Source organism: Mycolicibacterium smegmatis, from assembly GCF_001457595.1.
Classification (GTDB): Bacteria; Actinomycetota; Actinomycetes; order Mycobacteriales; family Mycobacteriaceae; genus Mycobacterium; species Mycobacterium smegmatis.
Window position 1 is genome coordinate 6,681,614 of record NZ_LN831039.1, and the last position, 15,142, is coordinate 6,696,755.

Annotated in this window: 16 protein-coding genes; 2 read left to right on the forward strand and 14 right to left on the reverse strand. The window is 68.7% G+C overall.

All coding sequences use genetic code 11. From position 1 onward, the window contains the following. Window positions 1-120: 120 nt before the first annotated feature. Window positions 121-1,158: an LLM class F420-dependent oxidoreductase gene (locus AT701_RS32395; RefSeq protein WP_058127790.1), complete on the reverse strand. Its 1,038-nt coding sequence runs from the start codon at window positions 1,156-1,158 to the stop codon at window positions 121-123. A gap of 2 nt (window positions 1,159-1,160) precedes the next feature. After that, entirely contained in the window at window positions 1,161-1,556 is a 396-nt protein-coding gene (locus tag AT701_RS32400; protein ID WP_058127346.1) for a nuclear transport factor 2 family protein, read from the reverse strand. Between the two features lie 142 nt (window positions 1,557-1,698). Here AT701_RS32400 and AT701_RS32405 point away from each other — a divergent pair, with 142 nt between their 5' ends. Further along, a complete protein-coding gene (locus AT701_RS32405) occupies window positions 1,699-2,295 on the forward strand; it encodes a PadR family transcriptional regulator (RefSeq protein WP_058127791.1) in 597 nt (198 codons plus the stop codon). Here AT701_RS32405 and AT701_RS32410 read toward each other — a convergent pair. The 11 genes from AT701_RS32410 to AT701_RS32460 form a co-directional block, all read right to left on the reverse strand. Then, window positions 2,259-2,858, reverse strand: coding sequence for a TetR/AcrR family transcriptional regulator (locus AT701_RS32410; protein ID WP_011731397.1), 600 nt, complete (start codon window positions 2,856-2,858; stop codon window positions 2,259-2,261). The two genes, AT701_RS32405 and AT701_RS32410, sit on opposite strands and share 37 nt — an antisense overlap. Before the next feature lie 51 nt (window positions 2,859-2,909). Then, window positions 2,910-3,584 (reverse strand): hypothetical protein, encoded by a 675-nt coding sequence (locus AT701_RS32415; protein WP_011731398.1) that lies wholly within the window; start codon window positions 3,582-3,584, stop codon window positions 2,910-2,912. Continuing rightward, window positions 3,581-4,441: a hypothetical protein gene (locus tag AT701_RS32420; RefSeq protein ID WP_011731399.1), complete on the reverse strand. Its 861-nt coding sequence runs from the start codon at window positions 4,439-4,441 to the stop codon at window positions 3,581-3,583. The genes AT701_RS32415 and AT701_RS32420 overlap by 4 nt, the downstream gene beginning before the upstream one ends. Beyond that, entirely contained in the window at window positions 4,438-5,388 is a 951-nt protein-coding gene (locus tag AT701_RS32425; RefSeq protein WP_058127347.1) for a vWA domain-containing protein, read from the reverse strand. Before AT701_RS32425 ends, AT701_RS32420 begins: the two co-directional genes overlap by 4 nt. After that, window positions 5,379-5,843, reverse strand: a complete 465-nt coding sequence (locus AT701_RS32430) for a hypothetical protein (protein WP_003898032.1) — start codon at window positions 5,841-5,843, stop codon at window positions 5,379-5,381. Before AT701_RS32430 ends, AT701_RS32425 begins: the two co-directional genes overlap by 10 nt. Then, window positions 5,833-6,693: a DUF58 domain-containing protein gene (locus AT701_RS32435; RefSeq protein WP_003898033.1), complete on the reverse strand. Its 861-nt coding sequence runs from the start codon at window positions 6,691-6,693 to the stop codon at window positions 5,833-5,835. The genes AT701_RS32430 and AT701_RS32435 overlap by 11 nt, the downstream gene beginning before the upstream one ends. A gap of 10 nt (window positions 6,694-6,703) precedes the next feature. Then, window positions 6,704-7,705: an AAA family ATPase gene (locus tag AT701_RS32440; RefSeq protein ID WP_003898034.1), complete on the reverse strand. Its 1,002-nt coding sequence runs from the start codon at window positions 7,703-7,705 to the stop codon at window positions 6,704-6,706. Window positions 7,706-7,734: 29 nt separating this feature from the next. Beyond that, window positions 7,735-8,619, reverse strand: coding sequence for a hypothetical protein (locus AT701_RS32445; protein ID WP_058127348.1), 885 nt, complete (start codon window positions 8,617-8,619; stop codon window positions 7,735-7,737). 98 nt (window positions 8,620-8,717) lie between these two features. Continuing rightward, the gene (locus tag AT701_RS32450; RefSeq protein ID WP_003898036.1) at window positions 8,718-9,884 is read right to left on the reverse strand and encodes a metallophosphoesterase; all 1,167 of its coding nucleotides are present in this window, start codon (window positions 9,882-9,884) and stop codon (window positions 8,718-8,720) included. A gap of 27 nt (window positions 9,885-9,911) precedes the next feature. Continuing rightward, entirely contained in the window at window positions 9,912-10,589 is a 678-nt protein-coding gene (locus tag AT701_RS32455) for a DsbA family oxidoreductase (protein ID WP_174519630.1), read from the reverse strand. Beyond that, window positions 10,586-11,767 (reverse strand): zinc-dependent alcohol dehydrogenase, encoded by a 1,182-nt coding sequence (locus AT701_RS32460; RefSeq protein ID WP_011731403.1) that lies wholly within the window; start codon window positions 11,765-11,767, stop codon window positions 10,586-10,588. The genes AT701_RS32455 and AT701_RS32460 overlap by 4 nt, the downstream gene beginning before the upstream one ends. A gap of 91 nt (window positions 11,768-11,858) precedes the next feature. Here AT701_RS32460 and AT701_RS32465 point away from each other — a divergent pair, with 91 nt between their 5' ends. Beyond that, window positions 11,859-14,405, forward strand: a complete 2,547-nt coding sequence (locus AT701_RS32465) for a DEAD/DEAH box helicase (RefSeq protein WP_058127793.1) — start codon at window positions 11,859-11,861, stop codon at window positions 14,403-14,405. A gap of 6 nt (window positions 14,406-14,411) precedes the next feature. Here AT701_RS32465 and AT701_RS32470 read toward each other — a convergent pair whose 3' ends face one another. Then, window positions 14,412-15,131, reverse strand: a complete 720-nt coding sequence (locus tag AT701_RS32470; protein ID WP_058127349.1) for an NUDIX hydrolase — start codon at window positions 15,129-15,131, stop codon at window positions 14,412-14,414. Window positions 15,132-15,142 lie beyond the last annotated feature (11 nt).

Sequence of the window (15,142 nt, forward strand, 5' to 3'; positions counted from 1 at the left end):
ACCACTCAACCACCGCTTTGCTGCTGACGGTGTCGTCAGCGCCGTGGCGCCACCGAATCGTTAGGTGCCCGAGACCAACCCGTCAGCTTGCGGGCTGCTGCTGCGCTGCCCGGCAGAGAGCTAGACGAGTTCGCGCAGTTGCTCGATGAGACGCACCCGGTCCGCTGCGGTCTCGCCGATCGGCACGACGTTGAGGGTCGTGACACCGGCTTCGCGGTAGGCCGCGATGCGTTCTCTGACAAACCCCGCGCTTCCGATGAGGTTGACGTCGCGGACCAAATCGTCCGGTACGGCCTTGGCGGCGGCGTCTTTATCACCGGCGAGGTACAGCTCCTGGATGCGGTCGGCCTCGGCCCCGTACCCGTAGCTCGTGGCCAGCGAGTGGTAGAAGTTCTTGCCCTTGGCGCCCATGCCGCCGATGTACAGCGCGAGGTGCGGCTTCACGAACTCGCGCAACGGTTCGACGTTGTCACCGATCGCGAGCACCGGACCGGCGTACACATCGAGCTCACCCAGGGCCGGATCACGTTTTGCCTTTCCGGCTTTCAGTGCATCACCCCAAACCGTGGCGGCCTTCTCGGGCAGGAAGAAGATGGGTTGCCAGCCTTCGGCGATCTCGGCGGCCAGCTCGACGTTCTTGGGCCCCAGCGCCGCGAGCAGCACTGGAATACGTTCGCGGACCGGTTGATTGATGAGCTTGAGCGCCTTGCCCAGACCCGTCCCCTGATCGGCGGGCAGCGGAACGGTGTAGTGCTTGCCCTCGTACTGCAGGCGCTCACGGCGCCACACCCGGCGGCAGATCTCCACGACCTCGCGCGTCCTGGCGATGGGCGCGTCGTAGCGCACGCCATGGAATCCCTCGATCACCTGCGGCCCCGATGCACCGAGGCCGAGGATGAAGCGACCGTCGGAGACGTAGTCGAGTCCTGCGGCGGTCATCGCGGTGAGAGTCGGTGTGCGCGTGTAGAGCTGCAGGATGCCCGAGGCCAGTTGCACGCGGTCGGTACGGGCCGCGAGATAGCCGAGTCCGCTCACGGCGTCGAACGAATACGCCTCGGGTACGAACACGATGTCGAGGCCCGCGCGTTCGAGGTCGGCGACCTCGGCGGCGATGTCCTTGAAGCCGCCGGCATAGTTGATGGACAGACCGATCTTCATGCTCACGCTTCCCCGAGTGCTTCCCGCTGGATGCGGTCGAACTGCGCGCCCATCGCCTCGGCGAGTGCCTGGGCGCCGGACAGCGGGCGCACCATGACCATGAGGTCGTCGATGAGCCCGTCGTCGTCGGTGTGGATGAAGTCGCAGCCGTTGACGGTCTTGCCATCGACCTTGGCCTCGAAGATCAGGGCGTGGTCGCGGCCGTTCGGGTCGCCGATCTCGCGCACGTACCGGAAATCGGTGAAGACGCGAAGCACGCCGCGCAGGATGGCCGCGGTGATGGCCTTGCCCGGATAGGGCTTGTACGCGACGGGGCTGGTGAACACCACGTCATCGGCCAGCAGTGCGGTCATCGCGTCGGTGTCTCGTGCCTCGACGGCCTGACGGAACGGGTGCATCCCGACCCCCTGAGTAGTCACTTTGTTGAGTAGGTGAGCCTGACGCTAGGCAGCTGACCTGCATATGTCTATGTGGTACTAATCACTTTGTTGACTATCAACGTCTCTACCCATCTGTGCACCCGGCCCGTATGGTGTGGCCGTGGCGCTACGCGACGCGGTGCTGGCCGCACTTCTCGAAGGCGAGTCCTCGGGCTATGACCTGGCGAAGAGTTTCGACGCGTCGGTGGCCAATTTCTGGACCGCCACCCCACAGCAGCTGTACCGCGAACTCGAGCGCCTCGCGGCCGACGGTCTGATCGAAGCGCGTGTCGTGGAGCAGGAGCGCAGGCCCAACAAGCGCATGTTCTCACTCACCGACGCCGGGCGCGCAGCGCTGCGCGAGTTCACCGCCAAGGCGCCCAAACCCTCGACGATCCGCGACGAACTGCTCATCAAGGTCAATGCGGTCGACGCCGGTGACGCGGCTGCCGTGCGCGACGCGGTGACCGAGCAACTGCGCTGGGCTACCGAGAAACTCGCCCGGTACGAGCGCATGCGCATCCGCATGCTGGCAGGGCGCAGCGAGGACGAGTTCGTGGCGGGCACCGATCGCATCGGCCCCTATCTCACGCTGCTGCGCGGGATCTCGTTCGAACAGGAGAACGTGCGGTGGGCCGAGCACGCGCTGGATCTGCTGCGGCGGCGCATGGATCCGGGACGTCAGGGCCGCATGCTGCGCAGCGTGCGACGCACGTAGTCGTCGAGCACTTCGTCGCGTGTGGGCCAGTCGTTCGTGGTGACCAGAAGCGCGTAGAACCCCAGCAGGAAGAACACCGCACTGTTCACCGGGTTGACGTCGGCCGCGACGTCGCCACGCTGCCGGGCCGCTTCGATCTCCTCGGTCACCCTGGCGATCACCGGATGCTCCATGCCTTCGTCGACGCGTGGACGGGTCTGCGAGAAGTGCAGCGCCAGAAAGTCTTTGAACAGCAAGTCGCCGAGGCGGCGCTCCAGGCCGATCACCAGGCGCACGATTTCGCGAAGCGCGGCCTCCAGATCGTGCGGCTTCTTGACGAACTGGGCGAACTGCTTGGCGATGCGCTCTTCCTCACGCTGCTCGAGTTCCAGCAGCACGTGCTCCTTGGTGGGGAAATGGAAGAAGAACGTGCCGTGCGCGACTCCGGCCGCGGCCACGATCGTGCCGACGTCGGCGTCGGCCATGCCCGCGCGTTTGAACTCGGCGATCGCCGCGCCCATCAGACGTTCACGGGTCTGCAGGCGCTTGGCCTCGCGCGCCGTCAGCCCGTCTGCCCCTGCCATGCCCGTCCTTCACGCCGAGATCCGTCCGACGTGGACCCTATCCGAACTCCCTCACGCCGCGGCATCACGCAGGATCTGCTGCAGGCGCTCCAACGGGTCCCCCGTCCCGGGGTTGAGGCGATCACCGGTGTCGGTGTCCGGCGGTGTGCCACCCGCGCCGGCAGGAGGCGGCACGGGCGCCGCCGCGGGCGGCGGGGGTGGTGGGGGCGGCGGCGCCGCGGTCCGCATCGCGGTGAGCTTGTCGTCCAACCGGGCCTGCGCCTGCTCCCGGATGTCCCGGCGCTGCGGATCGGGGTCGTCGTTGCCGGTGAAGCAGCCCTGCGGGGCGCGCGCCACCACGTCGCGTGCGGCTTCGTAGTGGGCGATCGCGGCCGGGGTGGCGAACCGGGAGGCGGCCCGGTCACCGAGCGTCTCGCGGACGAGTGCGAGGTCCACGCGCACCGGGCACGTGTCGGCGATTCCCAGCGCCTGGGCGTACTGCTGTTCTGCATCGGTGAGCCGGTCCTCCAGCACGGCGCGGGCTCCCTCGGCGATGTGGGCCTTGGCGGGTTCGACGACGTTGAACACACGCAGCACCGAGACTCCACCGGCCATCGCGCCGGCGTCGCGCTCGGCGTAGTCCGATGTCACCGAGCGGCCTGCCACCACGACCGACAACAGCTTGACGATGATCAGCACCGTCACCACCGCGACCGGAGCCGAGTACACCAGCAGACGCCGCCTCATGCCGGCACCACCGTCTCGGTGTTGCGCCGCAGTTCGCGCAGCACCAGGTACAGTTCGGCGAGCACCAGGATCGCGGCGATACCGGCCGGGAGCCAGTAGATCTCGACCCGTGACGCCCCGGCCGCCGGCGTGCCCGCCGCCGAATCGGCGGCATCCGCAGGCACATCCGAGAGGTCGTCGGCGTACGGGACCCCGATCTGATCGGCGACCGCGCGCAACCGCTGTGCGCCCGCACCGCCGAAGCCGAGCACCGCACCTCCGTCGACGGCACCCTCGGGCAGGTCGAACTCGCGTTGCGGCGCTTGCGATCCGGGCGCCCCCGCACCCAGGTAGTACACGAGGTTAGCCGCGCGAGGGAACTGCTGTTGTGCGCTGATGAGCTGATAGCGCAGCACGTTGCCTGCCGCGCCGACGTTGGCCTGCTCGGCATCGGCCCCGGTGTCGGTCCCGAGTGCGGCGACGACCGGGCGCAGGCTCCACGTGTCGGCCGAAAGCGGCCAGGTGACCGTGGGCCGCGAGGTGAACGTGATGACCGCGAACCGTGCGTCGGGATGGCGGTCGATCAACTGCGTGATGTCGTCGCGTGCGGCGGCCATGTGACGGGCCATGGCGGGTGAACGGTCGACGAGGACGAACACGTTGGGCTCGCGGTCACCGGCCGCACGGACGGACTCCTGGCCGTCGTCGCCGAACGTCGGGCGCAGCGCCGCGACGAGCAGCAGGAACGCGGCCGTAGTGAGACCGGCCCACCGCCACCGGGTGACCCCGCCGGTTCGCCACGTCGTGATCCGCGCGGCGAGCACCGCGGCGGCGAGCACGGCGAGCACGAGAGGGGGCAGGACGGGGTGCAGGCTCATGTGCGCCTCCTGCACAGCGGCAGAACCGACAGGGCCAGCACCGCGCACAGCGCCACCAGCAGCGGGATGTCGGGGGTCTCGGCCGAGCGCACCTGTGCCTCGCCCTCGACGCGCGCTTCGGGCGGGTGCTGCCGGATCTCGGTGAGCGCCGAGGCCACGTTGGCATCGGCGCGGTAGGACCGGCCGCCCGTGCCCGCGGCGAGGCGGTCGAGTGCCCCCTCGGTGTCGGTGATGACGTTGACCTGCACGCCCGCGGTCTGGGCCATCTCCCGGACCCGGTCGGCGGTGAACAACTGACCGGCACCGGTGGTGGGCTGCGGGCCGACGTAGACCAGTGATCGCCGCTGCGGCGCGGCCTCGTCGAACGCGGGAAAACCCGTCAGACACAACGCCATGAGGTCCTCGACATTGCGGGCGTAGTCGGTGTAGGACACCGGCGACACGAACGGAGCACCGTCGGCCTGCCCGGTGGCGTAACCACCGAATTGCGCGGCCGCGTACTGATAGTCGCGTGTGAGTGGTACGACGCGGCGGTTGCCCGAGGTCAGTCCGATTCGTTCGGTGCCGAATGCCGGTATGCGGCCGGCGAACCAGCGCAGCGTCGTGGTGACGGCGGGATCGTCCAGCGGCGCGCCGATGCACACAATGACATCCTCGGGTTGCGCGGCCGGGGCGCTCTGCGTCGCCGACGGCAGGCCCGTCGGCCGCGCCGCGGCAGCGACCGCCGCGACGAAGGCCACGACCAGCAAGGCTGCCGTCGCACATGCGCTCAGCACGCGCATCCGCACCGCGCGAACGTATTCCGGCAGCCCGGTCAGGCGCGCGGTGTTGGCCAACGGGCGCAGATCGCCGAGTGTTTCGTCCCGTCGCCACAGCAACGCCGCCATGACGCACGCCGCCAGTGCGACACAGCCGACGATCGCGACGATCCACCAGGTCAGGTCCATGTGCGGATCAGCTCCTCGGCCGCACGGCCCGCGTCCGCGGCATCGACCATGGTGCGCCGGTTGAACTGGAGATCTGTCAGATCCGACAGCAGTGGCGCGGCGGACGCCAGTTCACCGTCGGCGATGTCGTCGACCTGCATGTACTGCGCTCGCACACCGGTCACTGCGTGCAGGAAGTCGCGCACCTGGCGGCTCAGTTCGGCGGCGGCCTGCGTGGCCGTGAGTTCACCGCCACGCAGCCGTGTTGTAATGGCGCGCACGGCCCGCGCGTACCGGCGTTTGGCGATCTCGGTGCGGACCGCGGTCAGCATCGGCACCTGACGGCCGGGACTGGTGAACGCGAAAACAGCCGTGTACCAACCGATGAGGGCCACGGTGAGTGCGATGGCGACCCACAGCCACACCGCCGAATAGGGTGTGGGGCCGATCAGGTGTCCCAGCAGGTCATCCGGCACGCGCGTACACCCCGGTCATCGCGGTGAGAGCCGTCCGGATGCGCGCACTCCCGGTGACCCTGGTGTGCGGTATACGATGCCCGGTCAAGAACTCCGAAAGCCTTTGCCGCCGTTGTTCCTCCGCACGCCGGTACGCCTGCAGCACGTCGGCCCCCAGATCGTCGGCGATGAGCCGTCCGTCGGACACCTCGTAGCCCCGCTGCTCCCCGGTGCCCAGCGCGGGCATGTCGGCGATCATGGGCCACAGCACATCGTGGCGGGCGGTCAGGGGACGCAGCACCGCGTCCAGGCGGTCGGTGATCTCGGGTTCGTCGGACACCACGAACACCAGCAGTCGGTGGCGGTGATGGCGCGCAACCCATTCGAGCTGTGTCGCGACGTCACTCGGTCCGGGTTCGGTGGTCGTGTGGTGGTGGAACCGGTGCAGCATGCTCTCGATGTGGGTCTCGCCGCGGCGCAACCTGATGTCCACGCACCCACGACGGTCTCCCGCCACCATGCCGATCTCGTCGGAACGGGGCAGTGTGATGAGGCCGATCGCACCGATGAGGTTCAGTGCCACATCCCTTTTCAGCTCTGTCGACGGTGCCATGGCGGACATGTTGCGGCCGCCGTCGGCCACCACCAGGATCTTGTGGTGCTTCTCCGAGACGAAGCGTTTGATCAGGGTGTGCCCCGACCGCGCCGTGGCCTTCCAGTCGATGTCGCGGACGTCGTCGCCCCGGACGTAGGGCCTCAGTTCGTCGAATTCGAGGCTGCGCGTGTGCACCAGCGAGTAGCGGCCGCCTTCCAGCAGACCACCCGCGTCACGGCCGAAGTGCGCCTTTGCGGCGTCGAGATGCCTACCCACGACAGCCCTTTCACGGCACTCGGACCGCGGCGAGCACCGCGTCGATCACCACGTCGGGGGTGATGCGGGCGCTGGCGGCCTCGAAGCCCAGGATCAGGCGGTGCCGCAGCACCCGGTGGGCGAGCCTGGCGATGTCGTCGGGAACCACGTGGTCGCGGCCACGCAGCAGCGCAAGAGCCCGCGCGGTGCGGCACAACGCGATGGTCGCGCGTGGACTCGCGCCGTACTCGACGAGACGCGCGAGGTTGGTGGGCAGAAAACTGTCGGGTTCGCGGGTCACGCCGACGAGCCTGCCGGCGTACTCGACCAGCGCGCGGTCCAGATGCACGGACTCGGCGATGCGCTGCACGCGGCGGACGTCGTCGATGCCGACGACGGGCGTACCGTGCCTGCCGCGTTCGTACAGACCGGCGTCCATGCGGGCGATCATCTCGACCTCGTCGGCCACCGACGGGTACCGCACGATCTCCTTGAGCATGAACCGGTCGGTCTGTGCTTCCGACAGCGGGTACGTGCCCTCCTGGTCCACAGGGTTCTGCGTCGCGATGACCAGGAACGGTTCCGGGATGGGGTATTCGACGCCCGCGATGGTGGTCTGGCGTTCCTCCATCGCTTCGAGCATGGCGCTCTGGGTTTTCGCGCTCGACCGGTTGATCTCGTCGAGCAGCACGATGTTGGCGTGCACGGGACCCAGTTGGGTGGTGAACGAATGCGTCGCGGCCTCGTACACCTGGGTGCCGATGATGTCGCTGGGCAGCAGGTCCGGTGTGCACTGGATGCGGTGGAAGCTGCCGTCGATCGACTCGGCGATCACACGTGCCGCGGTGGTCTTCGCCAGGCCGGGGACACTCTCCAGCAGCAGGTGTCCGCCGCTGAGCAGCGCCACGAGCATCGACTCACGCAGATGGTCCTGGCCGACCACCTTGGCCGAGAACGCCGACGTCACCGCACCCACGATCTGCTGGGCTTCGGCGACGTCGCGCTGGTCGAGCTGTAATCGTGGTGCCGTCACCCGCGGTATGTACCCAGGGCCCGCCCATCTCATGCCCTCGCGAGGCGCTCCGGCATTGCGACGGGTGCGGACTGCAGCCAGGACGCGAGGTTGCGCACGTAGTCCTTGAACACCTCGAGGTGTTGCGGATCGGCCTTCATCCCGCTGCCCGGCAGTTCGGTGACGAATGAGGGAGCACCGTGGTCGACGTCCCAGTTGTAGTCGGCGAAGTGGTGGAACGTCGATTCGGCCACCGCACGGCCCATGGGTGTTCCGTCGTCGGTCGTCTCGCCGTCGAGCAGGACCGCGAGGTTGAAGTGCCTGCCGGTCGAGGTGCTGCGGCCCTGCGCCAGCACCTCGGCGAACGGCGTGTCGGCCGACACCGCGCCCTCGTGCGGGTGCGCCGGGAACCACTCGATGCGCCCGCTCGCGGTGCGGTCGGTGCGCAGTAGTTCGTGCACGTGATCGTTCACCAGGACGGGCTGGTAGTCGCCGTTGGCACCCGAGTGGTAGTTGGGCCACGAGATGTCCGGATTGTCCTGGTCGTCACACATCGTGGCGGGGTCGACGCCGGCATCGAGGGACCCGTGGAACTGGTTGACCGCACCCAGCGAGCCCAGGCCCAGCAGGCAGCTGCCGAGGTCCTGGTGATCGCGGGCGGTCAGGACACCGCCGCCGTTCTCACGGAAGCGCAGGATCGCCGCGCACTCGGCCGCAGTCAGGCCCGTGCCGACGTCGACGGCCATGAGCCACAGCTGCTCGAAGTCGAGTTCGTCGAGCCGGCTCAGCACGGGATCGTCGTGCGCGTGGGCCCGGTTGCGTGCCGTGACGTCGTGGCCCGCCGAGCGCAGTTCGTCGGCCAAAAGGGAGAACCGCGTGACGTCCCAGTCGTCGAGGTTCTCGGTGATCGTGGTCTGCAGCAGGATTCTCGCCATCGGAATCACGCCTCTCGTTCCGCCGAGGGATGGGGTCGCACTTCAGCGTGACGCGGGTGATGCGTGGCGCGGACCCTTGAGAATTCGTGGTCCGGTGATCACTGGTCGGCGCGCAGTGTGAGCACGCTGATGTCGGGTGGCGCCCCGATGCGCACCGGCGGGCCCCAGAAACCCGCACCCCTGGTCACGTACAGCTGGGTGTCGCCGACGGTCGACAGCCCGGCGAGCGACGGCTGCACAGCCGACACGACGTAGTGGAACGGCCACAGCTGGCCGCCGTGCGTATGGCCCGAGAGCTGCAGGTCGACGCCCCGTTCGGCGGCCTCGGTGACCTGGACCGGCTGATGCGCGAGCAGGACCGTCGCCTGCGACGGGGCGACGCCGGCCAGGGCCCGGTCGAGGTCCGGTGGGTCCGAACTCCGTTCCCCGGCCACGTCGTTGACGCCGGCGAGCGCGAACGACGCACGGCCGCGCCGGATCGGGGTGTTCTCGTTGCGCAGCGGCGCGACGCCGAGCCGCTCGAGTTCACGCAGCCACTCGCCGGTCTCGTCGGTGAAGTACTCGTGGTTGCCGGTGACGAAGAAGCTGCCTTCGCGGGCCGCCAGGTCCTGCAACGGTTCCACCGCGGCGCCCAGTTCGCTGACCGTGCCGTCGACGAGGTCGCCGACGATCGCGACGAGATCGGGCTCGGTTTCGTTGATCATCCGCACGATCCGCTCGGTGTGCGATCGGCCCAGCATGGGCCCCAGGTGGATGTCGGACACCACCGCGATGCGGAAGCCGTTGAACGCCGGGTCGATTCGTCCCAGCCGGACGGGAACCTGCAGCATTTTGGGCGGTCCCAGCGCGATCGACGCGCCGGTGCCGACGAGCGCCACCGACGCCACACCCGCGGCCACCGCACCGCCGCGCGCGAGGAACATCCGCCGGTTGACCGCCGTCGATTCAGGCGCTGCTTCCTGCGCGCCGCCACGTTTGACCCACCGCCGCAGCACCAACCGCACGGGCTCGAGCACCAGCAGCGTCAGCACGAGGTAGAACACCAGCGCCAACCACACGAACCCGGGCCAGGACAGCCACGCCGCCTCGCGGATGTCGAACACCCGCGGGACGATCAGCCCCGCGAACAACAGCGCCGTCGGGATCAGGAACAGCACGGTGGCCACGCGTCGTGACCGGCCCGGCGTCGTGGTGTTCTTCGCCAGCCGCGTCCACACATAGAAGTGCATCGACGCGAGCACGACGATCAGCACGACGATGAACATGCACTCCCTTTCGGAAATGCCGTCAGCTTAGTTCGCGGCGCGCCGAACCAGCTCGTCGATTGCCGAGGGGTCGTCGGTGTCGACCACCGGGAAGCCGGATCCGGGTTCGCCCTCCCAGTGCAATTCGATCCCCGGGTTGTGGACGTCGGATCCGTCGGCGAGGAAGAAGTGCGGGCTGCCCTGCACGTCGTCGGCGTGCGCGCGGTAGGTGCGCATCATCTCGGCGCGCGCGGTGCCCTCGTCGAGGTCGCGGCGCAGCGCCTCGGCATCGACGTCGGCGCATCCTCCCGCGATGTCGACGATCTCGTGCAGCAGCGATATGGGTCTGCTGTCGGTGAAGAACGCATGACGGATCGCCATGTCGAGTTGTTCTGCGGCCTTGGGAGATTGGCGTTTGGCAGCGTGCACGGCCTCATTGGCGAGCAGCGAGGTGATCGGCCATTCCGACGCCTCACCCTGCCACGGCGCCCACCCGAAGTCCGGCGCCAGCGCACCGACCACGGGAATCTCGCTGTCCAGGAACCGTTTCGGGATCGGGAAGCGGTTGACGTCCTCCAGCAGGTACAGCTGATGGTCGACGTGCAGCGCGTCGGACAGACCCGCGCGCTCACGGGCCTGATAGAACCGGTGCAGCGCCACGGTCGCCCAGCCGCACACCACGTCGCTGAACAGCACGACGGTTCCGGGTTTCACATGCACGCTCATGGCTTCAGGATGATCTTGACGGCGCCGTCCTGTTTCTTCTGGAAGATCTCGTAGGCGTGCGGCGCCTCGTCGATGGGCAGTATGTGCGTGGCGAAGTCGTCGACGCCCAACGGGTCGTCGTCGCCGAGCAACGGCATGATGTCGTCAACCCACCGCTTGACGTTGGCCTGACCCATGCGCAGTTGGATCTGCTTGTCGAACAACGTGAGCATCGGGATCGGGTCGGCGGTGCCCCCGTACACGCCGATCAGCGAGATCGTGCCGCCGCGGCGCACGGTGTCGATCGCCGAGTACAGCGCGTCGAGCCGGTCGACGCCGGCGTTCTCCATCATCGGTTTGGCCACCGCGTCGGGCAGCGCGGCCGCCGCGGTCTGCATGATCTTCGCGACGGGTGAGCCGTGTGCCTCCATGCCGACCGCGTCGATCACCGCGTCGGTGCCCCGGCCGTGGGTCATCGACCGGATGACGTCGCCGAGCGGTTCGTCGATCGCACCCAGATCGATGGCCTGGATGCCGCGGTCGGCGGCGCGGCGCAGTCGCTCGGGGATGCGGTCCACCGCGAACACCTCATAGCCGAGGTGGTGCGCGATGCGCGCGGCCATGTCGCCGATCGGCCCGAGGCCCAGCACGGTCACCGTGCCGCCTTTGGGGATCTCGGCGTAGGCAACCGACTGCCATGCGGTGGGCAGCACGTCGGACAGGTACACGTATCGCGAGTCGGGTGGCCCGTCGGGCACCTTGATGTGGGTGAACTGGGCCTGCGGCACGCGCAGATACTGCGCCTGCCCGCCGGGCACGCTGCCGTACAACTCGGAGTAGCCGAACAACGCCGCGCCCATGCCCTGCTCGCGCACCTGGGTCGTCTCGCACTGCGTGTAGAGCTTCTGGTCGCACATGAAACAGTGCCCGCACGAGATCTGGAACGGTATGACGACGCGGTCGCCGACCGACAGGCCGTCCACGGCCGATCCGACCTCGCGCACGATGCCCATCGGCTCGTGGCCCAGGATGTCACCCTCGTTCATGAATGCGCCCAGCACCTCGTACAGGTGCAGATCGGAGCCGCAGATGTTGGTCGAGGTCACCTCGATGATGGCGTCGGTGGGCTGCTCGATCTTCGGGTCGGGCACGTTGTCCACTCGGACGTCGCGCCTGCCGTGCCAGGTGACCGCTTTCACTGCCTGCTCCCCTCGTTGGTTGTGAGGTGGGCTACCCCACCGGAGCTGGCCCAAACCTTGGCCCGGGGCGTCTGGCACGCTGGTGACCACCATGACCGACTCCTCCCAGCTGCTCGCCGATCCGGCCGATCTGTCCGGTGTGCGCGCGATCGGGGCCGATCCCGACGAGTTGTTCGCGTCGTTCGCCGCGTGGGCCGAGGCCAACGGCACCACGCTGTACCCGGCGCAGGAGGAGGCGCTGATCGAACTGGTCAGCGGCGCGAACGTGATCCTCGCGACGCCGACCGGGTCCGGGAAGTCCCTCGTGGCGACCGGCGCGTTGTACGCCGCGCTCGCGGCGGGCAGGCGCAGCTACTACACCGCACCCATCAAGGCCCTGGTCAGCGAGAAGTTCTTCGCGTTGTGCGACGTGTTCGGCGCGGTCAACGTCGGCATGCTCACCGGGGACGCGGCCGTGAACTCCGATGCGCCGATCATCGTGTGCACCGCCGAGGTGCTGGCCAACATCGCGCTGCGCGAGGGCGGCGACGGACCGCTGGGCACGCAGCCGTGCATGGTCGTCATGGACGAGTTCCACTTCTACGGTGACCCCGACCGCGGCTGGGCGTGGCAGGTGCCGCTGCTGGAGCTGCCGAGTGCGCAGTTCCTGCTGATGTCGGCCACGCTCGGCGACGTCACGTTCCTGCGCGCAGACCTCACGCGCCGCACCGGGCGCACCACCGCACTGGTGGCCAACGCGGCCCGGCCCGTGCCGCTGTTCTACAGCTACGCGACCACACCCATGCACGAGACCATCACCGACCTGCTCGACACCAGACAGGCCCCGATCTACGTCGTGCACTTCACGCAGGCCGCGGCGCTGGAACGCGCACAGGCGCTCATGAGCATCAACGTCGCGACCAAGGACGAGAAGGCCGCGCTGCGGGACATGATCGGCGCGTTCCGCTTCTCGACGTCGTTCGGTTCGACGCTGTCGCGCCTGGTGCGCCACGGCATCGGCGTGCACCACGCGGGCATGCTGCCCAAGTACCGCAGGCTGGTCGAGCAGCTGGCACAGGCCGGCCTGCTCAAGATCATCTGCGGCACAGACACTCTGGGCGTCGGCATCAACGTCCCGATCCGCACCGTGGTGTTCTCGGCGCTGTCGAAGTACGACGGCACCCGCACGCGCCTGCTCAACGCGCGCGAGTTCCACCAGATCGCCGGGCGGGCCGGGCGCGCCGGGTTCGACACCGCGGGCACCGTGGTGGTGCAGGCCCCCGAACACGAGGTGGAGAACCTCAAGCAGTTCGCGAAGGTCGCCGACGACCCGAAGAAACGTCGGAAGCTGGTGCGCCGCAAGGCCCCTGCGGGCATGGTGCCGTGGAGCGAAACGACCATGACGCGTCTTGTGGAGGCACCGCCGGAGCCGTTGAGCAGCAACATGCGGGTGACGACGTCGATGATCCTCGACGTCGTGGACCGCCCCGGCGATCCGTTCGTGGCGATGCGCAGGCTGCTCACCGACAACCACGAACCCCGCAAGCGCCAGTTGCAGCTCATCCGCGAGGCGGTCGGCATCGCGCGGTCGCTGTTGCAGGCCGGGGTGCTCGAGCGCCTCGACACACCGGACGCCGACGGCAGGCGGTACCGGCTGACCGTCGATCTGCCACCGGATTTCGCGCTCAACCAACCGTTGTCGACGTTCGCGCTCGCCGCCGTCGACGTCCTCGACACCGACTCGGACACCTACGCACTGGACGTGGTGTCGGTGATCGAGGCGACGCTGGAGGATCCGCGGCAGATCCTGGCGGCTCAGCTCAACAAGGCCAGGGGCGAGGCCGTCGCGCAGATGAAGGCCGACGGCATCGAGTACGACGAGCGCATCGAACTGCTCGACGACATCACCTACCCCAAGCCGCTGGAAGAACTGCTGGAGCACACCTACGAGGTGTATCTGCAGACCAATCCGTGGGCCGCGGACGCGCGGCTGTCACCGAAGTCGGTGGTCCGCGAGATGTGGGAACGGGGCATGACGTTCCGCGAGTACATCAGCGCCTATGGCCTGACCCGCTCCGAGGGCGCCGTGCTGCGGTACCTGTCCGACGCGTTCAAGGCGTTGCGGTCCGGGGTGCCCGCGGCGGCACGCACCGAGGAACTCACCGACATCGTCGAGTGGCTCGGCGAACTGGTGCGCCAGGTCGATTCGAGCCTGCTCGACGAGTGGGAGCAGCTCACCAGCCCGGATCAGCCGCTCGACGCGCCCGTCACGGTGCCTGCGCGTCCACGCCCGCTGACCGGCAACGAGCGCGCGTTCACCGCGATGGTGCGCAACGCGCTGTTCCGCCGGGTCGAGTTGTTCGCGCGGGAACGCTGGGACGAGCTCGGCGGGCTCGACGACGACTGGAACGCCGAACGCTGGCGCGAGGTGGGCGACGCGTACTTCGCCGAGCACGACGACGTCGGCACCGGAGCGGACGCGCGCGGCCCTGCGCTGCTGATGATCGACCGCAGGCCCGATGTGTGGCACGTGCGCCAGATCCTCGACGATCCGGCAGGCGACCACGACTGGGGTTTCAGCGTCGAAGTGGACCTCGCGGCCTCAGACGAGGAGGGCACCGCCGTGTTGCGGATGGTCGACGCGGGCCGGCTGGACTGATCCGGGTCATTTCCAGGCGAACACGGGTTGTTCGAGGTCGTACACCGGATCGGGCCTGCCCTCCAGGCACAGTCGGCGGACCTGCAGCAGCACGGCCCCGGTCGGCGCGTGGATCAGGTCGTTGCCCAGCGGAATCTGCACCACCGGGCGTGGGCTCTCGGGGATCGCGACGAACCGCGGTGAATCCTCGCGTTGCAACTGATGCAGCCCAACCCGGTAGGCGGCCACCACCTCGTCGGGCGACGGGGACACGTCGAGACGCCCGCCGCCCCAGATCACGACCGGGGTGATGACGTATCCCGATCGGGTCGGGTAGTCGTCGAGCAGGCCCAGCACGGTCGATTCGGGCAGCCGGACGCCGAGTTCCTCGTCGAGTTCGCGCAGGGCGGCCTCTTCGACGGTCTCGCCGGGATCCACCCGCCCGCCGGGCAGTGCCCACTGCGCGGAGTGCGATGTGAGCCGCGCTGCGCGCCGGCACATCAGGAACGCCGCGCCGCCGGACACGTCGACCATGCGTCCGTCCAGCCCGGCCTCCAGGACGGGCCTGCCGCCGATCCAGTCCTCGACCGGCGCCGGGTCGACCCGGTCCTCGCCGAGCTCGGAGTCCACCAGCACCACCGCGACCGCGGCGTGCCGCTTGGTGGGGTCGGTCGTCACCCGACGGTCGTGGCCCGCCAGGTGGGTGCGGATGCGTTCCCGCAGGGCGTCGTCGTAGGCGATGGTCACCGATCGACCAT